This is a genomic window from Salinimonas chungwhensis DSM 16280 (genome assembly GCF_000378185.1).
In the GTDB taxonomy this organism is placed as follows: Bacteria; Pseudomonadota; Gammaproteobacteria; order Enterobacterales; family Alteromonadaceae; genus Alteromonas; species Alteromonas chungwhensis.
In genome coordinates, this window is record NZ_KB899390.1 from 14,360 (window position 1) to 38,463 (window position 24,104).

At 45.1% G+C, this 24,104-nt stretch carries 19 protein-coding genes and 1 other RNA gene; 18 read left to right on the forward strand and 2 right to left on the reverse strand.

The annotated features are described in order from the left end of the window. Positions 1-193: 193 nt before the first annotated feature. From hppD to maiA, 4 genes are read left to right on the forward strand one after another with little or no spacing between them, the layout of a single operon-like run. The gene (hppD, locus tag F458_RS0116595) at positions 194-1,288 is read left to right on the forward strand and encodes a 4-hydroxyphenylpyruvate dioxygenase (RefSeq protein WP_018984564.1); all 1,095 of its coding nucleotides are present in this window, start codon (positions 194-196) and stop codon (positions 1,286-1,288) included. After that, positions 1,281-2,441: a homogentisate 1,2-dioxygenase gene (locus F458_RS0116600; protein ID WP_018984565.1), complete on the forward strand. Its 1,161-nt coding sequence runs from the start codon at positions 1,281-1,283 to the stop codon at positions 2,439-2,441. The genes hppD and F458_RS0116600 overlap by 8 nt, the downstream gene beginning before the upstream one ends. Next, the gene (locus F458_RS0116605; protein WP_018984566.1) at positions 2,442-3,455 is read left to right on the forward strand and encodes a fumarylacetoacetate hydrolase family protein; all 1,014 of its coding nucleotides are present in this window, start codon (positions 2,442-2,444) and stop codon (positions 3,453-3,455) included. A 10-nt stretch (positions 3,456-3,465) separates the two neighbouring features. Continuing rightward, positions 3,466-4,122, forward strand: a complete 657-nt coding sequence (gene maiA / locus F458_RS0116610) for a maleylacetoacetate isomerase (RefSeq protein ID WP_018984567.1) — start codon at positions 3,466-3,468, stop codon at positions 4,120-4,122. A 7-nt stretch (positions 4,123-4,129) separates the two neighbouring features. Here maiA and F458_RS0116615 read toward each other — a convergent pair whose 3' ends face one another. Continuing rightward, the gene (locus tag F458_RS0116615) at positions 4,130-4,597 is read right to left on the reverse strand and encodes an Lrp/AsnC family transcriptional regulator (protein ID WP_018984568.1); all 468 of its coding nucleotides are present in this window, start codon (positions 4,595-4,597) and stop codon (positions 4,130-4,132) included. Positions 4,598-4,785: 188 nt separating this feature from the next. Between F458_RS0116615 and F458_RS0116620 the strand changes: the two genes are divergently transcribed. Both F458_RS0116620 and ffs read left to right on the forward strand, forming a co-directional pair. Then, complete coding sequence (locus tag F458_RS0116620) at positions 4,786-5,841, forward strand: Glu/Leu/Phe/Val dehydrogenase dimerization domain-containing protein (RefSeq protein WP_018984569.1); 1,056 nt, start codon at positions 4,786-4,788, stop codon at positions 5,839-5,841. A gap of 79 nt (positions 5,842-5,920) precedes the next feature. Next, an RNA gene (gene ffs / locus F458_RS20545) (signal recognition particle sRNA small type) lies at positions 5,921-6,017 on the forward strand. 7 nt (positions 6,018-6,024) lie between these two features. Here the strand turns inward: ffs and F458_RS0116625 are convergent. Further along, the gene (locus F458_RS0116625; protein WP_018984570.1) at positions 6,025-6,303 is read right to left on the reverse strand and encodes a late competence development ComFB family protein; all 279 of its coding nucleotides are present in this window, start codon (positions 6,301-6,303) and stop codon (positions 6,025-6,027) included. Between the two features lie 120 nt (positions 6,304-6,423). Here F458_RS0116625 and F458_RS0116630 point away from each other — a divergent pair, with 120 nt between their 5' ends. The 12 genes from F458_RS0116630 (at position 6,424) to F458_RS0116690 (ending at position 24,069) form a co-directional block, all read left to right on the forward strand. Further along, complete coding sequence (locus F458_RS0116630) at positions 6,424-7,512, forward strand: tryptophan 2,3-dioxygenase family protein (protein ID WP_018984571.1); 1,089 nt, start codon at positions 6,424-6,426, stop codon at positions 7,510-7,512. 303 nt (positions 7,513-7,815) lie between these two features. Continuing rightward, positions 7,816-11,103, forward strand: a complete 3,288-nt coding sequence (locus F458_RS0116635) for a TonB-dependent receptor domain-containing protein (protein WP_018984572.1) — start codon at positions 7,816-7,818, stop codon at positions 11,101-11,103. 874 nt (positions 11,104-11,977) lie between these two features. Then, positions 11,978-14,884, forward strand: coding sequence for a TonB-dependent receptor domain-containing protein (locus tag F458_RS0116645; protein WP_018984574.1), 2,907 nt, complete (start codon positions 11,978-11,980; stop codon positions 14,882-14,884). Between the two features lie 161 nt (positions 14,885-15,045). Then, positions 15,046-15,981, forward strand: a complete 936-nt coding sequence (locus tag F458_RS0116650; RefSeq protein WP_018984575.1) for a class I SAM-dependent methyltransferase — start codon at positions 15,046-15,048, stop codon at positions 15,979-15,981. Beyond that, entirely contained in the window at positions 15,975-17,720 is a 1,746-nt protein-coding gene (locus tag F458_RS0116655; RefSeq protein WP_018984576.1) for a putative 2OG-Fe(II) oxygenase, read from the forward strand. Before F458_RS0116650 ends, F458_RS0116655 begins: the two co-directional genes overlap by 7 nt. A gap of 86 nt (positions 17,721-17,806) precedes the next feature. Next, positions 17,807-18,502 carry a 2OG-Fe(II) oxygenase family protein gene (locus F458_RS0116660; RefSeq protein WP_018984577.1) on the forward strand — a complete coding sequence of 232 codons (696 nt, stop codon included), beginning with the start codon at positions 17,807-17,809 and terminating at the stop codon, positions 18,500-18,502. Between the two features lie 620 nt (positions 18,503-19,122). Beyond that, on the forward strand, positions 19,123-19,887 hold the full coding sequence (locus tag F458_RS0116665) for a DUF3450 domain-containing protein (protein WP_026294749.1): 765 nt from the start codon (positions 19,123-19,125) through the stop codon (positions 19,885-19,887). A 6-nt stretch (positions 19,888-19,893) separates the two neighbouring features. Then, positions 19,894-21,252, forward strand: a complete 1,359-nt coding sequence (locus tag F458_RS0116670; RefSeq protein WP_018984579.1) for a MotA/TolQ/ExbB proton channel family protein — start codon at positions 19,894-19,896, stop codon at positions 21,250-21,252. A gap of 1 nt (position 21,253) precedes the next feature. Next, a complete protein-coding gene (locus F458_RS0116675) occupies positions 21,254-21,778 on the forward strand; it encodes a MotA/TolQ/ExbB proton channel family protein (protein WP_018984580.1) in 525 nt (174 codons plus the stop codon). Between the two features lie 11 nt (positions 21,779-21,789). Beyond that, positions 21,790-22,188 carry an ExbD/TolR family protein gene (locus F458_RS0116680; protein WP_018984581.1) on the forward strand — a complete coding sequence of 133 codons (399 nt, stop codon included), beginning with the start codon at positions 21,790-21,792 and terminating at the stop codon, positions 22,186-22,188. A 1-nt stretch (position 22,189) separates the two neighbouring features. Continuing rightward, positions 22,190-22,801: an energy transducer TonB gene (locus tag F458_RS0116685; RefSeq protein ID WP_018984582.1), complete on the forward strand. Its 612-nt coding sequence runs from the start codon at positions 22,190-22,192 to the stop codon at positions 22,799-22,801. A gap of 2 nt (positions 22,802-22,803) precedes the next feature. Then, a complete protein-coding gene (locus F458_RS0116690) occupies positions 22,804-24,069 on the forward strand; it encodes a tetratricopeptide repeat protein (protein WP_083928657.1) in 1,266 nt (421 codons plus the stop codon). The last annotated feature ends 35 nt before the right edge of the window (positions 24,070-24,104 follow it).

Below are 24,104 nucleotides of genomic sequence, written 5' to 3' on the forward strand. Positions count from 1 at the left end.
CGGCAAGCCGCCCGCTCAGCTGCAGCGAGCGTGCTACCGGCACTTATTTTATCCTCATCTTGCCTGTCAAAAACTCTGTACACATCGTGTCAACCTGTCCGATCAGTTATTTGCATGCCTCGGCTTTCCATAGCCCGGTAAATCATGTTTATTGTGTAAATGTATTGTAAATAACAGATTAAGGATTTTGCTCATGACGAATGTAGATCATTCCTATAACCCCCTTGGTACAGACGGTTTTGAGTTCGTGGAATATACTGCCGCCGATGATAAGGGTATACAGGCCCTTAAGGAGCTATTTTCTTCTCTGGGTTTTGCCGAGGTTGCTAAACACAAGTCTAAAAATGTGTGGCTTTACAAGCAGAATGATATCAATTTCATTATCAATGCAGAGCCCGCATCTCAAGCCGAAGAATTTGCCCGCTTACGTGGGCCGAGTGTATGCGGCATGGCCTTTCGGGTAAAAGATGCCGGTAAAGCCTTACAACATGCGGTTGACAACGGCGCCAAACAATTTGTCGGTAATTTAGGGCCGATGGAGCTTAATATTCCTGCCGTTTACGGAATCGGTGAAAGCACCCTGTATTTTGTCGACCGATATTTGGAGGACAACATTTATGATGTTGACTTCAATTTTTATGACGATTGGACAGCCCGGATGAAACGTGCCAACTCCGGTCTGGATTTTGTCGACCATCTTACCCATAACGTGCGCCGTGGCAATATGGCGGTATGGGCTGATTTTTATGAGCGTATCGGTAACTTCCGTGAAATTCGTTATTTTGATATTGAAGGTAAGCTTACGGGTTTGGTCAGTAAGGCGATGACGTCTCCATGCGGCAAAATTCGGATCCCCATCAATGAATCTTCTGATGATAAATCACAAATTGAAGAGTTTATCCGCGAGTACAAAGGCGAAGGGATTCAGCATATTGCTCTGGCCACTGACGATATTTATCAAACCGTGTCTGACCTGCGCGACCGTGGTATGAAGTTTATGGATACCCCAGATACCTATTATGAAGCAATCGATGATCGCGTTTCCGGTCACGATGAGCCGGTGGATAAGCTCAAAGACTTACGTATTCTGATCGACGGCGCGCCAATGAAAGATGGCATTTTGCTGCAAATCTTCACCGATACAGTTATTGGACCGGTATTTTTTGAAATTATTCAGCGCAAAGGTAACGAAGGGTTTGGCGAAGGTAACTTCAAAGCACTGTTTGAGTCGATTGAGGAAGATCAGATCCGCCGTGGCGTAATTTCTGGCGAGAAAGAAGATGCGTAACTGGATTAAGTTTCCTACCGCACAGGGAAGCCATTCACGTCAGGCGCATGCCGACTTTCCGGAAGAGGGCATCTACGAGCGGGAAATGGGCCGCAGTGGCTTTTTCGGCCCTGCTTCCCACATGCATCATAAACATGCGCCCACCGGCTGGGTAGAGTGGGAAGGCGATTTGCGGCCACGGGCGTTCGATTTGAATAAACTGGATGCAAATAATCACCCTGCGGACGCCGCATCGCCCTTTAGCGCACCGGTGATTTTAAGCAACGCGCACTGTCAGTACCGGATGTGGCACTGTACCCAAGTCATGCCTCGATTAGCCCGCAATGCTGATGGTGATGATTTATTGTTTATCCACGAAGGGCAGGGTGATCTGTTTTGTGATTTTGGGCATCTGCAGGTAGTTAAAGGCGACTATATTGTTATCCCGCGTTCAACCATGTGGCGCCTGGTGCCAGAGTCTGCGATGCAGATACTGATGATCGAGGCGACCAATGATGCTTACCAGTTACCCGAGAAGGGAATGGTTGGGGGGCATGCCATTTTTGACCCAGCAGTGCTGGATACACCACAAATTAATCCTGCGTTTTTACAACAACAGGATGAGGCTAGCTGGCAGGTAGAGGTAAAACGACACAATCGTTTATCTAGAATTACCTACCCCTATAATCCTCTGGACGCCATCGGCTGGCATGGGGATCTGACTGTAGTGCGACTCAACTGGCGTGATATCCGGCCGCTGATGAGCCATCGTTATCACTTGCCACCTTCAGCCCATACTACATTTGTGGCCGCACGGTTTGTTATCTGCACATTTGTGCCCCGGCCAATTGAATCAGATCCCGGCGCGTTGAAAGTTCCGTTTTATCATAACAACGACGACTATGACGAAGTGCTCTTTTACCACGAAGGGGATTTTTTCAGCCGTGACAATATTGAAAAAGGGATGGTCACCTTTCATCCGGCAGGCTTTACGCACGGCCCGCACCCAAAAGCATTTGAAGCCGGCCGTCAACACAAAAAAACATTCACTGACGAGGTTGCGGTGATGCTGGACACCCGGGATGCATTGGATATTGGTGAAGCCGCCAGTGCAGTAGAAAACCCGGACTATGTATACAGCTGGCGCAGCGACGAAGATAAACAGGGAACATAAATGAAGTTTGCAACCTATAGGAATGATAGCCGGGACGGCCAGCTAATGCTGGTCTCCCGGGATTTGACCCAAGCCTGCGAGATCAGTGACATTGCGTCAACATTGCAATATGCATTGGATAACTGGGCGCAGACTGAACCGCAGCTTAAACAGCGATATCAGCAATTAAATGACCAGCAGATCGAGGCACAGCCGTTCAACCCCCAACGCTGCGAATCACCGCTTCCCCGGGCTTATCAGTGGGCGGACGGTAGTGCCTATGTCAATCATGTGGAACTGGTTAGAAAAGCCCGAGGCGCAGAAATGCCGGAAAGTTTCTGGTCAGATCCGCTGATGTATCAGGGCGGATCCGACGACTTTATCGGGCCGATGGAGGATATTATTCTGCCCAGCGATGAGTGGGGCGCAGACTTTGAAGGTGAAGTTGCGGTGATTACTGACGATGTTCCCATGCAATGTTCAGCGGAAGAGGCGGCAAAACGTATCCGACTGATAATGTTGGTCAATGACGTATCGTTAAGGGGGCTAATTCCTGGTGAGTTAGGCAAAGGCTTTGGTTTTTTCCAGTCAAAACCAGCCAGTGCGTTCTCGCCGGTAGCCGTGACACCGGACGAACTGGGCGATGCCTGGCAGGATAGCAAGGTACACCTACCACTACGCACAACCTATAACGGTGAACTATTTGGTCAGCCCGAAGCGGGTGAGGATATGACCTTTAACTTCGGCCAGCTCATTGCTCATGCGGCAAAATCTCGCAACCTTGGTGCTGGTGCCATTATCGGCTCAGGGACCGTTTCTAACAAGCAGGGCACGGCGCATGGCTCGGCAGTGGCCGAGGGCGGCCGTGGCTATTCGTGCATTGCGGAAATTCGTATGATAGAAACCATTCGCGACGGCAGCCCTTCGACGCCGTTTATGCAATTTGGTGACAAGATTCATATGGAAATGCTGGATGGCAGGGGCAACAGTATTTTTGGCGCCATCGATCAGCAGCTCAAGCCGCTTAAAGCGTAGGAAACAGGCTATGGCGCTTAAGCTCTATGGATACTGGCGTTCGTCCGCAACGTACCGGGTGCGGATTGCTCTTAACCTGAAGCAATTAGACTATGACTATATCCCTGTCCACCTGGTGAAGGAAGGCGGAGAGCAACACTCTGAAAGCTATAGGCACCTTAACCCTGCACAGCTGGTGCCAACCCTTGTAGACGATGATGAGGATATTATTCTCCACCAGTCGATGAGTATTGTGGAGTATTTGGATGAAAAATATCCGCAGCCTCATCAGCTACTGCCTGTCCACCCCGTAAAACGGGCGAGAGTGAGAGCTTTAGCCCAGGATCTTGCCTGTGACATTCAGCCGCTGAACAATCTCAGAGTTTTACAAACACTGACTCATCGTTTCGGCGCGGATGAAAATGAACAAGCACAGTGGGTAAGGGACTGGAGCCAACGCGGCTTTACGGCCATAGAGCAACGCCTGCACACGCAAGCGGGGCAGTTTTGCTTTAATTTTGAGGTATCCCTTGCCGATATTTGTCTGGTTCCGCAGGTGTACAATGCCAGACGCTTCGGGCTCGACATTGATTCATTTCCTCTGATCAGCAAAATTTATTCAAACTGCAATGCGCTGGAAGCATTTGCAAACGCAAAGCCTGAAAATCAGCCTGATGCAGTACAGTAATGCATTGCTACTGGCTTTTAATTGGTAGTTGCGTTGTGTTTTTAACCTGCTTCAATGCAAAGGTAGAGCTGAGATGGTCAACCAGAGGTAGATGGGTCAGCTTATTTTTCAGCAGGTATTCATATTCCTCTATATTTTCCACCACTACCTTTAAAAGGTAATCTTTCTCACCGCTGGTGGTATGGCACTCTACTACTTCATCAATGGATTGGACGGACTGTTCAAAATCAATCAAAGAATCACCATCATGATTTTTAAGTGTAACAAAAATAAAAACCGATACGCCTAGGTTAAGTTTTTTGCTGTCCAGCAAAGTAACTTTACCGACAATGATGCCGTCTGCTTCCATGCGTTTCACCCGTCGCCAGCAGGGTGTATGTGATAAACCAACCTTCTGACTCAACTCTGCCATAGAGACAGTGGCATCTTGCTGTAAAACCCGCAAAATCTCGCGATCAAATTTGTCTAACTTCATGTACAATATTCCAAGCTTTTATGATGGCTATTATATATTGAAAAAGATTCTAGGATAAGCATCATAGCAATCTGTTTTTGCCGGTATCGATGTTTTCGTATGTTAAATTCATTAACAAACATCGCAAGGCATGTCCTCCTGATTCATCGGTAAAATCTCGTAAACTTAAGACTACAATTTGAGGCCCTATGTCTGTATTCGATCACTCTGAATTTGATAACCATGAGCATGTTGCGTTTTATCATGACGAAAAGGCAGGACTTAGCGCCATTATTGCCGTTCACAATACCAATTTAGGACCTGCGCTGGGCGGTTGCCGCATGTGGCCGTATATCAATAGTGCCGAAGCGCTGACTGACGTTCTGCGGTTATCCAAGGGCATGACTTATAAGTCAGCCATGGCTAATCTTAAGCTTGGTGGCGGCAAGTCCGTTATAATCGGCGATCCCCGAAAAATAAAAACGCCGGAAATGATGACGGCTATGGGTAAATTTGTCGACTCCCTTGGCGGCAAATATTTTACAGCTGAGGATTCAGGTATCTCAGTGACCGACCTGCAGATAATGGCTAAAGAGTCAGAATTTATCGCCGGAACAAAAGCGCAGTATCATTATGCGGGTGAAACAGCAGATGGCAATCCGGCACCTTCTACTGCGTACGGTGTATTCGTGGGTGTGAAAGCTTCAGTTGAACATGCCCTGAAATCTGATCTCAATGGGGTTCGCGTAGCTATTCAGGGAATGGGTCATGTGGGTTATCGGTTAGCGGAGCATCTGCACAACGCCGGGGCCAAATTATTTGTAACAGATATCTATCCTGAAGGCGTTGACCGCGCGGTGAAGGAGCTTGGTGCAACAGCGGTTGCCCCTGAAGAAATCTATGGCTTGGATGTAGATGTTGTTGCGCCATGTGCCATGGGCGCGTCAATTAACGATGAAACACTGTCTACCCTTAAAGCCAAGGTGATTGCCGGTGCAGCCAATAACCAGCTGGCTCGTGAGGAAATTGGTGATGTATTACAGGAGCGGGGAATTATTTACGCGCCTGACTATGTTATCAACGCTGGCGGTGTAATTGATATTTATCATCAAAGAATGTCATCTTCTAACGAAGCACTGCGGGATCATCTTGACCAAATCGGCGACACGCTTAAAGAAATCTTTGAGCGCGCTGATGCCGAAGGCAGAGCCACTAGTCGCGTGGCTAATGTCATTGCCGAAGAGCGTTTTAAAAACAAGGGTTGAAACTTGGCGCGCAACTCGTCATAATGCGCGCCGCTGAGATGAAGCATCGCTTCGTATCAGCGTAGTGTCTATGGTAGGCCTTTGGTCCTCTCGCAATGATACTCTGTGAACTCGGTCAGGCCCGGAAGGGAGCAGCCGCAGCAGACGACTCATGTGCCGAGATGTGGCTGGGGGCCTGCCACCCTATATGCCTACTTCTCTGCTATTTTCTTTATCCAGAAATTCTCTGGACTTTTTCAAAGCATAATCAACATTCATTTCCATCTGCTGACGTTCGCTTTGCGGCAGATAAAAAGCCATATCAACTTCAAAACGGATATAGCGCGGTGGTACTTCATTAAGCGCCAGGCAGCAAAGGTCTGCCAGATAGTCCGTTGATTTGGTCTTGTCTAAACCCAGAGCACTGATTCTTTCCACAATCAAATGCTCATAATAATTGTGAATATCACTGTGTAATTTCATAGTAATCCTGCGTGCGATACAAAAGGTTTTACAGCGTTTAAGTACAGATATCGGTAGACAATGTCTGTACTGTTAACAAAGTGTTAGACTAAATGGACAATTTCGCAACCTGTAAAAGTGATGAAACGCAATAAAACGCCCGTTTACTATGGTGATTATCTTCAGTTAGACAAAATTCTTGGCGCCCAGGCTTTTGAAAGTGAAAAGTACGGTGAGCCGGCTCATGATGAAATGCTGTTTATAATTGTGCACCAGGTGTATGAACTTTGGTTTAAGCAGGTCTTGCACGAGTTAAACGCCGTTATTGATACGTTCAGCCAGCCTAAAATGCCGGATGATCAACTTATTGGTGTAGTGCACCGGCTTCACCGGATCATTCAGATTCAGCAACTGATGAACGATCAAATCAGTGTCATGGAAACCATGACACCCCAGCAGTTTTTAGCCTTTCGCGATTATTTGGTGCCCGCCTCAGGATTTCAGTCAATCCAGTTCAAAACACTGGAAATTTCGCTGGGTTTAAAACGTGAGTATCGCATAGACTTTGATCAGCAAAGCTTTTTCAACCGATTGTCTGAAAAAGACAGAGCCTTGCTGGAGGAACTGGAGAAAAAATCGAGTTTGTTTGAGCTGGTTGATGCATGGTTAGCCAGGCTGCCCTTGCTGGAAAAAGATGAATTTGCGTTTTGGCAGCATTACAAAACGGCGGCTGATGATTTACTCATAAACGATAAGCAAACTATAGAACAAAATCCCACCCTTACAGAGAAAGAAAAGCGTCAGGAACTGAAAGACTGGCAGGGGACGCGAGAAACATTTGATGCTCTTTTTGATAAAGATTCTTACGCAAAACTGCGTGAAGAGGGTGCGTTCAGGCTGAGTCATGAGGCGATGCTCGCGACGTTGTTTATCAAACAATATCCTGAAGAGCCTATTTTCAATGTACCCTTTCAGTTGATAACAGCCCTGACAGAAATTGATGAAAAATTAACCATATGGCGTTACCGCCATGCAATGATGGTGCAGCGCATGTTGGGCACCAAAATCGGTACCGGTGGTTCATCAGGCCACCACTACCTCAAAAAAACCACGGAATCCAACCGAATCTTTGTAGACTTTTTCAACATGGCAACTTTTCTGCTGCCAAAGGATATGCTTCCCCCTTTGCCTGATCAGGTAAAACATTACTTTGGCTTCCATTATGCCTGAATATGAGGAAAACCTTATATTATTGTAAGTTTGGATCCTTAGTAAGTGAATGATTAAAATTTAATTAGGTGTTTGAATTTATTGATTAAAAACATGGTGCAGAATATACGCGGAGACGGTGGTAGTAAATTTACTAGACCGGTATTTTAGAAAAATAAATAATAGACTTAACTTCTATTTACATATTGAAACTTTAAATAAATTAAGGTTAATATCCCTTAGAGGTACAAAAAACCTCGCATAATCACCAAATTATAATAATAGTTGTAGCTAAAGGATTAGCGTTCCAGGGAGAAAATAATAATGTTTACCAATTCACGGGTAGCAAAGTCTGTCAGACTGGCTTGTGCTTTCGGCACGGCTTTGGCTATTTCAACTTCTGGCGCCGCTTTTGCGCAGGAAACTCAAAGCGAAGATGATATTAAGGCTAAGGAAGTTGGTGTTGAAAAAATAACAGTTACTGGTTCACGGATCCAACGTGTTGAAATCAGTAACAGTACACCGGTCTTTTCATTCGGTGACGAAGATATCCAGGTTCGCGGTTTCACTAATGCAGCTGATATCCTCAATCAGTCGCCACTTTTTGGGGGTTCTTTAACACCAGAGGGTGACCAAGACGCAGAAAACGCTGGACAAAACCAAGCCAATATTTTTGACTTGGGCACGCAGCGTACTTTAACGCTGGTTAATGGTCGGCGCATGGTTAGCTCCCAGTCAGCTTCACTGGGCGGCGGTCAGGTGGATATTAATACGATCCCAGTAGCTTTAATTGAGCGCATCGAGGTAGTACCGTTGACTGGTGCGGCCACATACGGGGCAGACGCCATCGGCGGTACGGTTAATGTCATCTTAAAGGACGACTACGAAGGCTTTGAAGTTACTGCACAGTACGGTGATAACGACAACGGCAATGCGCAAGAAATGCAATTCAGCATGCTAGGTGGCGGTAATTTTGATAATGGCCGTGGTAATATTACCTTTGGTGTGGAATATACACGCACCGATGGTCTTTTGGATTGTGACCAAGAATTTTTATGTAATAATAACCCGGGCTCCGGAGGCACAACAAACGAATATTTAGATCGTAATGGCGATGGTCAGCCGGATGATATAAACGGGGACGGCGAAATCACCGCCGAAGATTTGCAGTCAGTTTCTTTGTTCTATGATGAAGTAAACCTACAACTGTTTACTGATTTTGGCGCAGTGACTCCTGCTGGCGCTGGTTTCGCTCCCAGTGTGGGCAGTGGTGCTCTGCCTAACGGAAATTTTTACGAGTTTACCCGTGATGGTCAGATTCAAGAATGTATGGCTGGACCCCAATTGCCGTCTGGTCGTGCACTGCTGGAGACCTACAACGATGGCCGTGGCAATATATGTGGTATTGACTTTTTCGATAGTGTGAGCCAGATTCGATCTCCCACTAGCCGTCATAACTTGTATGCATCTTTCAACTACGATATCGCTGATAATTTGCGTTTCAGCAGTGATGTAGTATATGCGAATACAAGTGGTACGGAGCTAGTGAATCAAGGTGGCTTCCAAACTGGTTTCTTCGGTGGTACGTCTGCTGCAATCACTTTGGGCTTGGACAACCCTTTCCTTTCAACGCAAGCGAGAGACACTTTGATAGAAGCTGGTCTAGAAGGCGACCAGTTCTCTGTTCACCGCTTTAATAACGACCTTGTGTCGTTGGGTGGAAACTCTAACGAAACCCACACGTGGCGCATAAGCAATATTTTAGAAGGCGATTTTGAACTTGCTGATCGTTACTTCTACTGGGACTTTGCTGTTGTACACGGTCGCTCGGATTTGAATATCCAAACTACAGGAATAGTAGATGGCCGCTTTCTTAATGCGGTTGACGCGCGACGCGTTGATGACGATTTACTTGAGCAAATCCGTTCAGAACAAGGTTTGGAAACTCTCGATGACGCGCTAGCAACCTTGCAAGGCGCGCGTGCAGCCTTTACCGGCGGCTTTCAACGTGGTGATGTTATCTGTGGTGCTTATGCTGATCTTGCTGCCGGGACATTGGAAGGCTTCAACTCCCAAGCTTCAGGCTCTGGCCTAACTGACGAAGACCTGCCTTTCCTAGATGGCTGTCAGCCATTGAATCTATTCGGCTCACAAGCGTCTGCGGCTTCGTTGGACTTCATTACTGGCGGCTCTCAAATGTCACAGGCTAGTAACATGCAGACCGTTTATACTTTCAACTTAGGAAGTACCTTATTTGAACTGCCTGCAGGCCCTCTAGATTTTGTTGTCGGAGCAGAGCGTCGTATTGAAAAAAGCGAATACGAGCCAGCATTGGGAGGGCGCGTGCCAATTACGCGTAGTTCCATTGATCGGCCAGTTTCCGGCGGCTATGATACAAATGAGTACTATATTGAGCTGGTAGCGCCAGTAATCTCGGCTGATATGGATATTCCATTTGTTCAATATTTTGAGCTTAGCGGTGCTTACCGCAACCAAGAGTTCAATACTAACGCTCCTGCTGGTTTTTCTGACCGCTCTACTGAAGAAGATGTGGTTCAGGCGAGCATGAAATGGATAGTCAACGATGATCTGTCGTTTCGTGCAACATACGCTACAGCGTTCCGTAACCCGTCTATAAATGAACTGTTCCAGCCATTATCGCAGTCATTTATTTCGGGCGATGACCCATGTGATGCGCGCTATGTAGGTTTGGGCCCAAATCCAGATGTCCGCAGGGCAAACTGTGAGTCCATAGGAATAGATACTGATACATTTACGTCCTCTATCTCTGACGGTACAATTTCAACCGGTTATGTTTCAGGTAATCCAGAGCTAAACCCTGAAACTAGTAAATCGTACACAATTGGTACAGCATGGACACCGCAATTTATAGAAAATCTACAAATTGGCTTAGATTATTATAACTTGGAAATTGAAGGCGCTATCGATGATGTTGAGTTCGAGACACTTGCCGCCAACTGTTATGATTCTCCAGATTTTCCTACTGACGCAGCATGTTCAACCTTTACTCGAGATGATGAATTTCAGGTTGTTCGCGCTGGTAACCGCCCTGCTAACGTAGCTTTGGCTACTTTTGAAGCTGTGTCGCTTTCCATATTCTATAACTATGACTTTGGTGAATGGGGTAATTTAGGAATTCGCTCAGCCACACAACATAATATTACCAATGAAAATCAAGCCACCGCAACGTCTGAAGTTCAGGAAGATGTTGGCGATTGGGCTGACCCAGAGTGGAATGGTACCGTGGATATTAATTGGTCTTATCAAGAGTTTTTTGTTAGCCATCGAGTTCGCTGGCAGAACAGAACCTTAATTGATTCACTTGAGCAACAACTCTACTCGTATAATTTCGAACGTCAGGAAGACGACACGCTTACTGGTGATTTCACAAATGAGAATGCTTCAAGATTCATTCACGATTTAAGTGTTGGTTATACATTGGGTGAATCAACGACCATTCAGTTGAATGTTCGAAATTTGTTTGACAGAACAGCAGATGACTTAAGCGCTACTTCATTTGGTTTCGGTCAGTTTGGATTGGACGAAAGGTTAGGGCGTAGATTTAGCTTGCGTGTAAATCACGCGTTTTAATAACTTTGTTTATTAAAGTAAAAATTAACGTTGCTAGTTTCAAAAATCTGAGAAGCTAGTAACGTTTTACCTTCGAATGTAACTTCTAACAATTACTTACCAATGTTTCAGTACTGGCCTCCCCAAAAAACCGTGCCCGTATAGATCAGGACATCAGCTTTGTTGGTTCAATCTGGACCCACGATGTAAGTGTTAATTATGACCTGAGTGACAACATGGAATTGTTCCTTGGTGTGAGAAACATTACCAACAAGGTTCCACCTGGTTATACGTTCAATGCACTATATGATCTGCTTGGCCGTCGCGTTAACGCGGGGATTACGGTTCGCTTTGAATAAGTAAATAAATACTAATAAGTTAAAAAGGCCGGTTTTACCGGCCTTTTTTATTTTCACCGACAAGATTGTTAGTTTTCACACCTTTGTCAGTTTTAGATATGAATGAACAATGTGGAAACCTCGCTGACACATTGAAAAATTATTAGCAATAATTTCTTTGCTGGCTTTGTAAACTGTTTGTTTCTTATTTACAACTCTTTGTGTTTAAATATGCACGTGAACTGAAACACTATGCAGAACTGGAGACGCCGGTTTTGCTCGTATTCGTTTCGTAACTTTCCTACATTTTTAAAAGTGACTTACGAAATGGCGGACTTAATGTAAACATAGTGTAACTATTAATTGACAAAAACCGCTAAAAACGGGATGCAAAAAAGTTCAATTTTCTTTTCATCTCATGCGCAAGACAGTTGACCGCACAAGTTCTATGTGGTTATTATCAACTCAAGACTCAGGGTCTTACTTAAATAAAAAGTCGTTTTAACGATTTACACTACAATCACTAATTGCATTAGTGGTCCAGGGAGACACAATACATGTTTACAAATAATAGACTGGCTAAGTCAGTTAAGCTGGCGTGCGCTTTTGGTGCGGCTTCAGCTGCGCTTCTGACATCCAATGTTGCTCTTGCACAAGAAAATGCTTCTGCTGAAGAGCAATCTGTCGAGAAAATTTCGGTTGTAGGTTCTCGCATTCGCAAAGTGGATTTCGCAACTAATGCGCCTGTTGCTACTGTTGGTGTTGAGCAGTTCGAACTGACTAACTCGGTAAACACAGAAGCACTTCTTAATACACTTCCACAGACTGTTCCAGGTCTTGATCGCTCTTCTAACAACCCTGGCGGCGGTATCGCTACGGTTGACTTACGTGGTCTGGGAACGTCTCGTACACTTGTTTTGATCAATGGCGTTCGCGCTGTTCCTACAACATCTGCTGGTACTGTGGATATCAACACTATTCCAGCCGCGCTTATTGAAAATGTTGAAGTACTAACAGGTGGTGCATCAGCGGTTTATGGTTCAGATGCTGTTGCCGGTGTTGTTAACTTTTCGCTTAAAAAGAACTTTGAGGGTGTTGAGTTAAATTCAAGTTATGAGCAAAGCGAAGAGGGCGATGCAGAAATTTGGAATACCGCTCTGACAATTGGTGGCAACTTTGACAACGGTAAGGGTAATGCTGTTGTAAGCATGCAATATACCGAGCGTGAAGCGTTATTTGCTGACTCACGTTCTATCTCACGTGTCGCTTTGGATGACCAAACTGATGCAAATGGTGATTTCTTCCTGGAGCCATTTGGTTCGTCAGGCGTACCTGGCACGTCTATCTTCAGTGGTGCATTACCAGAAAACTTTGGCGAAGCAGCTATTTTTAATCCTGATGGTACCATCAGACCGTTTGTACAAAGCGGCAATGAAAATGACTTCTATAACTTCGCTCCGGTAAACTACTTGCAGCTTCCACAAGAGCGTCACAACATCACAGCGATGGCGCACTATGAAGTTAGCGATGATGCAGAAGTTTATGTTCGTGGTAGCTATGCTAACAGTAATGTTCCTCAGCAGCTGGCTGCAACGCCTATTTTCCAGACTTCTACTTTTACGCTGGACGGTAACCCGTTCATTGATTCTGGTGCCCAACAAATTATTTCTGATGCGTTTGGTCAGGGCGTAGATACAGATGGTGACGGTATTGATGATCAGGGCCGTGCGTTCCTGCGTCGTCGTCTGCTTGAGGTTGGTCCTCGTCAGGTTGAAGATGATAGCCAAATGTACTCGATGCTTGCTGGTATTCGTGGTGCAATCGGTGATTCAGTATGGATGTACGATGGTTACTTCCAGGTTGGCCGTGTAACCCAGAACTCTATCCAGGAAGGTAACGTTAACCGTGGTCGTTTCGACCAGGCATTGTTGCTGGCCACCGACGAAAATGGTGACGTAATTCTGGACGCTGACGGCAACCCAAGCTGTGCGGATACCAGTGCAAATGGTGGTCTGACAGGTTGTTCACCTCTTAACCTGTACGGTGAAGGTAACATTTCTGAAGACGCTGCACAGTTCCTGCGTACCCGTGTTAACGCTGATTCTACCTACGAGCAAAAACTTGCTGCATTTAACGTAACCGGTGACTCTTCTGGTTGGTTAGAACTACCAGCAGGTCCTATCGGTCTGGCATTTGGTTTTGAGCACCGTGAAGAAGATTTCTCTTTTGACCCGTCACAGGATCTGGCAGCAAGTACAATAGCCGGATTTAACGGTTCTCCTGCAGTTTCTGGTGGATTCGATGTAAATGAATACTTTGCGGAAGCCTATATTCCTCTGCTTGAAGGCGTAGAATTTGCCGAAGTGGTTGATTTGGAACTAGCATACTGTTATGCAGACTGGTCAACAGTGGGCGGAACTACCGCATTTAAAATTGCTGGTTCGTGGACTGTAAACGATATGGTTCGAGCTCGTGCTGGTTTTAACCGTGCGGTAAGAGCGCCGAATATCGGTGAGTTGTTCCAGCCTGAAGCGCAGGGTTTCCCTTCAGCAGAAGATCCTTGTTCAGCAGCAAGCGGTAATGCCGATAGCGCCAATGCAGATGCTATCCGCGCGATTTGTGAAGCAACAGGCGCGCCGGCTGACTCAGTTTTCACCAGCACGCTTAACGCTGTTTCAGGTCAAACGCCGGGTATCTTTGTTGGTAATGAAGATCTGAAAGAAGAAGAAGCAGATACATTGACAATCGGTTTGGTTGTAACACCAACAGATAACCTGAGTATCTCTGTTGATTATTTCGATATTGAAATCGAAGATGCTATCGCAACCTTCTCTGGCGGTGTTGCCAACATTCTGAGTACTTGTTACACCTCACCTACAGGTGGTGTAGGTTCTCCTCAGTGTGACGCAATCACACGTCGTGAAGATGGTTCAATCCAACAGGTTCTTGCTGGTAACGAAAACACTGCGGTAACTAAACTTACCGGTTTTGACATCATTACTGATTACAGCATGGAAGTAGCTGGTGGAAATATGAGCATCAACTATCTGGGTACCATCCTTGATGAGAGCTCTACCACTTATCCCGGTCCGTTCCAGGTCGACTGTACTGGCCAATTTGGTAACGTATGTGGCGAACCAACTACTGAATACTCGCATCGTATGACTGTAGGCTGGGGCATGGATGACTTTGATGTTCAGCTTCTGTGGAGATTCATCGGTTCTACCGACGATGATGACCAGGAAACACAATACTTCCGTGAAGAAACTGGTTCATTCAGCTACTTTGATTTTTCAGGTAACTATCACCTGAATGAAAACTTCCGTCTGAATGCCGGTGTTCGTAACTTGCTTGACAAAGAGCCGCCAGCATTTGGTGGTAACGCAGAACAGTCAAACACCTGGCCTGCGACATATGACGTTTTCGGACGCACATACTTTGTTGGTGTAACAGCGCGCTTCTAAGCGACATGAGTATTACTATCATTTGATGATAGTGTGGAAAGGCCAGCATTTCGCTGGCCTTTTTTTGATGTAAGGAAAGAAACTAGCAAACCCGAGCACACAGAAATACGCTACAGCTTTATTCCTTTCACTTGCCTCAAAAGCGTCTCGCAACTCAGAACATGTCTTTAGAAATAACGTTTATTCATTATTCAAAAAATTTTGTGGAAATGTATATGCAAGCATGGGATTCATACTGGCAAAATAACAATCCGAACACGCCTGTTTTTTCCAATCATTTAGGACAGAGTCGTGTGGAGATATGCGACTTTTGGGCGTCTGTATTTGAAAATCTAGCTGAAAAGGCAGTAGTTTTAGATGTCGCCTGCGGGGCGGGTGCTGTTTTTGACGCTATTAAAAATGCTAATGCATATACTCTTTACGCGCATGATGGTTCACCCATTGCTAGAAGTAAGGTTTTAAAAAAATATCCACACGCCTCGGAAGTATCAAACGAGAGGTTACTGCAATATAAAAAACCCTTTATCGAACAGTTAGTCAGCCAGTTTGGTATAGAGTATTTAGATGATGAGCACGTGCAAGGTGCATTTGATACATTGCTACCGGGGGGGAATTTTGCAGCTCTGGTACACAAAAAATCCGGCTACATTTACAATAAATACAAGGCGGAAGGCGAACAGATTCAATCTCTCTTACAATACGATGTATGCGCACGTCTTGGTGAATTACATGAGCGCAGTGCCAGACTTCAGGAAACGTTAACAAATGAGGCAAAAGGAATATGGGCGCAGACCGGGCTTAATTTGTCTGATCTTCTCACCGGTCCTGAAGCATTATATGCTGGCAGTACGCAGCTACTTAGTAACTACAATAAGTACACAATGGGTGACGTCAGAAACTGGTTCTCAGGTATGCAAAAGCAGTTGCAGGCGGCTTTAGATAATATGATGGAAATTGTTTCGGTAGCAAAATCAGAAGATGATGTGAAACATATGTGCTTTCTGGGCGGTATCAAAGATAATCTGGCTATCCAACCCCTGTATATTTCAAGTCAAAATGAACCTGTAGCGTGGTCAGTGAGGGGCAAAAAGTGCTAGCGCAAAAACTCACTTCAGCAATTAAACTACATAAAGCTAAAAGGTTCGATGAAGCTGAAAAGCTTTATCTTGAACTTATGAACAGCCACCCAAAAGATGTTAACTGTCATTATCTTCTGGGGTCTCTTTATCATGAAAAACAGACGTTCTCAAAAGCAGAACCGTTACTTGCTTTCGCATTTAAGGCCGTACCAGACAACGGCGACATTGCTTATGCCTTTGCGAAAAATCTTTATGCGCTAAACAAATATGATGAAGTCCGCACAGCCCTTCAAAAGCATTTGAATAACAAAAAGTGCTTCAAGCTCTATGTTAAATGCGTTGAGTACGACAAAAGTGCGCATAAGCTTGACCCCGCTCAGCTAAAATCCTGGCAGATAATGGAGATAGGTAAACAGGCATTTATTCAAAAACACTTTCATTTGGCGGCAAAGTATTTTGACTATGTCTGTTCTATATCACCAAAAGATGATGAAAGTCAGTATTTACTGGCATTATCGCTGGACAAAGTGGGCCAGTATCATCGTGCGCTAAATATTTACGAGCGCTTGACAGACGCAGGTTCCATAACATTCGATGTGATTTTTAATCGTGGGGTTTCCTACTATAACCTTGACAGAAAAAACCTGGCCAGGGACGACTTTAATCAGGCGATAGCCTTGCAGCCTGATGATATCAGAGCATACATATACCTTTCCTCTACATTATACGAGCTTGGCGAAAAAGAGACGTACCTGCAGCCTTTATTCCAATGTATTGAGCATAATCCCCTACAAGCACCAGTGTACGGTAAATTATGCGAAGCACTTATCAGTGAGGGGCAGAATGAAGAAGCACAGCGCATCCTGGATGAGGCGCCCGGCGAGCTTCAGCATCACGTTGATATTATAAAAATTAAATCTCGCCTGTTATGGGAACATGACCGCTCCAAAGCGCTTGCATTGCTGGCACAAGAGGATACGCATATAGCGTTAAAGCCTGAACTGGCAAAACGCTACATTCAGGACCAGCAATGGCAGAATGCCCGCCATACGCTTTCAATTCTGAAAAAACAGCAACACTTTTCCATCGAAACCAAAGCGCTTGAGCATGCTTTAAAATATTGTCAGCCTTGCGATCCGGTGTCAGTAAAAGCTGACTACGAAGCCTTAGTCAAAGAATTTCGATTTGCAGACACCGCTGAGTCATCAGATACGCTGGAAGCACTAAAGCGCTATTTGGAAGCAAGACACCAACATGCCACCCATCCCCAATCTCAATCTGTTAATGGGGGCACACAAATCTCCAATGTATTGTATGATGCAGACAATCCTGCTTCCACAGAATTGCTGTCATTTATCCACCAGTCTGTAGATAGGTATATTGATGCTGTTCATAATAAAGCCACGCATTATATCAGTGGTTTTTCTTTTGCAAATCGTCGTTATACAGTATTGGAGGGCTGGTCAGTGAGCTTAAAGCGCGACGGTAAACATCAGTATCATATCCATCCGGAGGGAGCATTGAGCGCTGTCTTTTATATTGACTTGCCGCAGGAAATAGGGACATCAGACCTACAGGGACATCTCGCGTTTGGCATTCCCGAGTTTCTTGCCACAGGCGAGGAAAACCCAGAATACAGCGTTCTGCCGGAGCGCGGCAAACTGGTTCTTTTCCCTTCTCATGTTTGGCATGGCACCCTGCCTTTTGAAAGTGACCAGAACAGGCTAACCATAGCCTTTGATATCGCTATGAATTAATTTGGGTGAGTGAGCGATGAGCAAAGGCCGATAAACCGTACCTGGTTTCTCACGAATCGGAGTAAAACAAAAAGAAGAGGAAAGTGATGTCATCATTTTTACATACCCAGCTTAGGATTAGCGATTTTAAAGATGCGTTTGCAAAAGAGCGGTTGCGGGTAACATCAGTCTTGAGCGCTGAGACCAGTAAGTCGCTGTCTACTACGCTGCAGCAAGATGTGAGCTTTGAGACCGCGCTCTTCTTTGAAAACCAGAATGTTATGCTTTCTGATGAGGCTTGGTCCCAGTTGCCAGATAAAAGAAAACGGGAAATTCGTCAACAGATAATGGCAAACGCAGCGGATGGAAAAGGCTTCATTTATGGTAGAAAAAAAGTCGACGAAAATGAGCAAAATTCAGCGCTGAAATACGCGTTTGAAACATTAAATTCAGAATCTTTTCTCACTGAAATGCGAAAACTTTCAGGTTATAGCGAAATAAACTATGCCAGTATGCAGGCTACGCGTTTTTTACCAGGCCAGTTTATCACCCGCCACAATGATATTGTTGAGTCAGAAGGGCGAAGATTAGCGTATGTTTTCAATTTGTCGCCTGTGTGGCATCCAGACTGGGGCGGGTTACTTCAGTTTTTTGACACCGATGGAACCAGCACTGAAAGCTGGACACCAGAATTTAATACACTGAGCCTGTTCGGGGTTAAAAATATTCATAGTGTTACTTACGTAACCCCATTTGCTAAGTCCGCTCGGTATGCCCTGACAGGTTGGTTTGGTGTGAAATAGCAAGTGGCATTAGCGATAAAAGTTAATGTTTACAGCAGTGACGTGCTTCAGAATATTTAGTACATTTAATAGCCAGCAACGTGCTTGTTATTGGTGCAAACGACCAGCGTGGAACCGCGGCACGTGTTTTCTGTCTATTAAATGAAAAGTAAGGTTAAAAAAACAGTTGTTCTATCGACTTTCATTTACCGAATAACAACGGAAGCCACTAACAGGGTAAACAAGTTGTAACGAAGCTGGACTCAAAAATGTGAAAAAAAGTAATTAAATTACAGCTTTATTTAATATAGCTTGAGCAGAAAATCTGATTTTATTACCAGTCTGAGTTTTATAAGTGTCTCATGGATGGCAAATTTACGACATTGGCAAGTACAAATGGGTACTATTCTTTTGGTTACTAAATGTTCACATTCTGTCTGCGCACCGTGCGAAACACTGTGTAAAGACGGTGTTACTTGACTCTGTAATCTGTTCCATGTGACTATTAGGGATTCGTAGTGCTGGTATGTATGTATTGGCAGCTACCTTCTAAAAGCAAAAAAGCAAAGTTTATACGCCCCTTGCTGTGATTAGCACAGCGAGGATTTAAAAAAGAAATTTGGTTGGGAACTATGTCCAAGATGAGCAAGAGAACTCTTATTGCTTCTACTGTCATGGGTGCATTTGCACTGTCTGGCAGTGCAGCCGTCTCTGCAGTTACTCTTAACGATCTTCAAAAAGAAGAAGCTAAGATTCACGCGGCTGCAGCGAAATCTCAAGAAAAAATAAACGCACTGTTTGAACAGTCACAAGAGTTGTTGGTCGAGTATCGTTCAACTGTTGATCAAACAGAGAACCTGAAAGTTTACAACGACTATATTGCGAGCCTGGTAGAAGATCAGCAGCGCAGCATAGACTCACTTCAGCGTCAGATCGACAGCATCGAAGAAACAAAGCAAGGCATTGTTCCTCTGATGTTCCGTATGATCGACAGCCTGGAAAAGTTTGTTGAACTGGATATTCCAATTTATCTTGAAGAGCGCCGCGAACGCATTCAGCGTCTGCGCGATTTGATGGCTAATTCGAATGTGACCGTATCAGAACAGTTCCGTCAGGTAATCGAAGCCTATTTGGTTGAAGTTGAATACGGTACAAAGATGTCTTCTTATCAAGGCACCATCAATGCTAATGGTACTGAAAACACGGTTGATTTCTTTAATCTTGGACGTACCGCTTTCTTAGCACTGTCACTGGATCAGACCAGTGCGTGGGTGTGGGATAACGAAGAGCGTCAGTGGAAAGCTTTGGGTGATGATTATCTGGCATCGGTTGTTGACGCTGTGAAAATGGCCAACGGTGTGAAAACCCCAGACCTTATCAAATTACCAATCAAAGCAGCGGAGTAAGTTTTAATGAAACAAGTATTTAAATCTCTTGTAGCCGCTGCAACTATGGCGGTTATTTCAACCGGCGCGCAGGCACAGGAAGCTGCCAGCCTGCAAGATCTGTTGGAGCAGGTAAAGAAGAATCGTGTCTCTGAGGCGCGCATCAATGAAGATCGCGAAGCAGAGTTCCGTTCTGAGCGTGCGGATAAACAAGCATTGCTTCGTCAAGCCCAGTCTGACCTTCAGGCCGAGCAGGATCGTGGCGATCGTTTACAACAGCAATTTTCTGACAATGAAACCACATTGAATGAAAAATCATCTGAGCTTGAGCAAGCGACTGGTACGCTGGGCGAAATGTTCGGTGTTGTACGTCAGGCTGCTTCAGAAGCCTATGGTCGTGTATCTACATCAATTGTAAGTGCGCAATATCCTAATCGTGATGAGTTCCTTGCAAAAATGTCTGAAGAGTCTCAGGGCCTTCCTAACATGCAAGAACTTGAAGATCTGTGGTTTGCTCTACAGACAGAAATGACTCAGGGCGGTCAGATTGATCGTTTTACTACTGAAGTTGTAGACCTTGATGGTGGTAGCAGTCAGCATGAAGTAGTGCGTGTAGGTACATTTAACCTGGTAAGTGACCAGGGCTATCTTTCCTATGATGCGGAAAATGACGTGGTTCAACCGCTTGGACGTCAGCCTGAAGGATATTTAGCGTCCAGTGCTGAGGAGCTTGCTGAAGCGACCTCAGGTACTGTTCCTTTTTATGCTGATCCTTCGCAAGGTGCAATTCTTGGGTTGCTTAAAGAAAAAGCAACATGGGAAGAGCGTTATCATGCAGGTGGTCCGGTAGGCTACACAATCACTGTCATGCTGATAGTTGGTCTGTTGATTGGTATCTATAAGCTTGTCACACTTTCTATTACCGGAAGTAAGATTAAGTCGCAGTTGAAAAACCCAGGCAATCCATCTACTGGTAACCCGTTAGGCCGTGTTCTTAAAGTTTATCAGTCTAATAAAAGCAGTGATGTGGAAAACCTTGAACTGAAACTGGATGAAGCAATTCTTAAAGAGCTGCCTTCTATCGAAAGTGGTATCAACATTATCAAGATCTTTGCTGCTATCGCACCGCTATTAGGTCTGTTAGGTACCGTAATAGGTATGATTGCAACGTTCCAGACAATCACACTGTTTGGTACGGGCGACCCTAAACTAATGGCAGGTAGTATCTCAATGGCTCTTATAACAACGGCGATGGGTATCATTGCGGCATTGCCATTGATTTTGACACACAGCATTGTTGCTTCGCGCAGCAAATCAATCATCCACATTCTTGATGAGCAAACCGCGGGTATCATCGCAGCTCATAAAGAGACGGGGAAAGCGTAATATGAATAGCCTGATTGGATTATGGGAATCTGTCAGGGAATTTATCGCTACCGGTGGCGACGTGCTTTATTTTGTCGCTGCCGCGCTCTTTCTAATGTGGGTATTAATGATTGAGCGCTATTGGTACATCACAGCAGTCTTCCCAAAGGTGAAGAAAGATATTATCGCCAAATGGGACGCCCGCTCTGATACGACCTCTTGGTATGCGCATAGAATCCGTGAAGCTTGGATTTCTGAAGCGTCAGACGGTTTAGACGCACGTATGCTAATCATCCGTACGTTGGTGGCAATGTGCCCGCTAATTGGACTGTTAGGTACAGTTACCGGCATGATTAGTGTTTTCGAAACCATGGCAACGCAAGGTACTAGCAACGCTCGTTTGATGGCTTCTGGTATTTCGATGGCAACAATTCCGACAATGGCCGGTATGGTTGCAGCTTTGTCGGGACTATTTATCAGTTCTCGTCTCGAAGCCAAAGCTAAGATGGCAAGAGAAGGCTTGGTAGATAGCCTGCCACATCACTAGAGAGAGATATTATGGCGCGGAAAGTCAGAACTGAAGAGGAAGATGCGCAGATTGATATGACGCCAATGCTTGACGTTGTATTTATCATGCTTATTTTCTTCATCGTTACTACTGTTTTCGTTAAAGAAGCAGGTATTGAAGTTAACAAGCCTGATGCAGATCAGGCCACCATGCGCAAAAATGCCAATATCTTCGTCGCTATTACAGACGACGGTAGTGTTTGGCTGGACAAGCGTGAGGTGTCTGTAGATAGTGTTAGAGCAAACATCGAACGGTTGTTGACGGAACAGCCGACTGATTACGTTATCATCCAGGCTGACGTTAAGGCCAAACACGGTACTGTAGTGAAAGTCATGGACCAGATTAAAGCTGCCGGTGTTGATCGCATATCAGTAGCAGCAAGGGGATAAGATGGTTCGAGTTATCGTTTCTATATTATTAGGCGCGGCGGTTGCTTTTGGATTATTTGTCGTGATGGCAATGTTAATAAGCAACACAGAGCGTCCAGCGGATGAAATACCCGAAGCTCCAGTGATTGATGTGATTATGCAGGAGCCAGACTCTGACACGCAAACTCGTCAGCGTACGCCTCCTCCACCGCCGCCACCGCCTCAACAGCCACCGAAGCAACAGCCTGTTGAGCCGGACGCTGCGGAGCCAGATGCAGGTGGTTTCAGCTTAGCTGTTCCGTCTGTTGATACAGGTGGTGTTGGTGCAAACATTGGTGCAGTAGGTGCAATGCAGCAAGATGGTGAAGCGACACCAATTGTTCGTATTGACCCTAAATATCCGCCACAGGCTGCTCGAGATGGCCGGGAAGGTTGGGTTAAGCTATCATTTACTATTAATGAACAAGGCGGCGTAGATGACATCGAAGTTATCGATGCGGATCCAAAGCGTATCTTTGACCGTGAAGCGCGTCGAGCGTTAAGTAAATGGAAGTACAAGCCAAAAATTGTTGATGGTAAACGTGTTAAGCAAACTAATATGTTCGTTCAGCTAGACTTTAAACTGGAGCAATGATCATGATGAAAAAAGCATTCAAAATGTCAGCACTTGCTTTGGTAGTGGGTTTAGCAGGCACATTTGCAACACCTGTCCTGGCGCAGTCTAGTGCTGCGGTAGTTTGCCCCGGTTATGAAAAGGGCAAAACTAAGCTGGTTGGTGAGCGGGCTGGTAAAAAAGTTCAGCGAGCGTTTGAAGCTTACAATGAAGACAAGGTTCAGGAAGCATTGGATATTCTTTATGATATCGATGCATCCGATGACTTTGACAAGGCCTATGTAGGCCGCTTTATTGGTAATTTGCTTGCCTCAGATGAGAAAAAGTCGGATGAGGCGTTACGCTACTTAACTGATGCTGTTGATACGAAGATCCTTAATGACACTGAGCATGCTCAAACGCTGCAACTGGTTGCGAACCTGAATCTTCGGGAAGAAAACTACGCAGAAGCCATCGAGTGGTATAACAAGTGGATGGACTTTACGTGTAAGGAAGATCCTGATGTCTATGTCCGTATGGCCCAGTCGTATTTTGAGACAAAGGAACTGGATAAGGTAATTGAGCCGGCTAATAGAGCCATTGAGCTTTACGAAGAGCCGAACAAGAATCCTTATGTGCTTAAGCTTCAGTCTTATTATCAGCGTAAGATGTATCCGGAAACCGTTGAGGTGGCAGAGAAGCTGGTTAACACCTTCCCAGAAAACCCCACGTGGTGGACGCAGTTAGCAGTTTTCTACATGTTGGTAGAAAACTACGATGACGCGCTGGCGACGATGGAGATTGCTTATAATGCAGGCTATCTTGAAAAAGAGTCTCAGTTTAAGAATCTTGCACAGTTGTATTCCACTAACGGTATTCCGTATAAAGCTGCTGTAACTTTGGAAAAGCACCTGGAATCTGGTGATATCAAAAAAGATGAGGCGATGATGCGAAACATTGCTAACTCTTACCACCAGGCCAAGAACTATGATATAGCCGCCAATTACTACGGTAAAGCGGGTGAACTAAGTTCGGATCCAGAAGATTTCCAGAAACAGGGTACACTTTTGCTTGTTGCTGAAGATTATAAAGGTGCGGTTAAAGCGTTGAATAATGCTCTTGACCGTGGTGCTGAAGAAGAAGGGAAAATTAATTTCTCTTTGATGGAAGCGCATTTCTACCAGGGTAACTACAAAGAAGCCTGGAAGTATAATCAGTTAGCGAAAAAAGAGAGTTCTATGCGGCGTAACGCCTTAGCATGGGAACCCTACATCAAGGAAAAGGCTAAAAACCGGAATATTGATATTTAACAAAAAGCCCCATTACGGGGCTTTTTTTTTGCTTG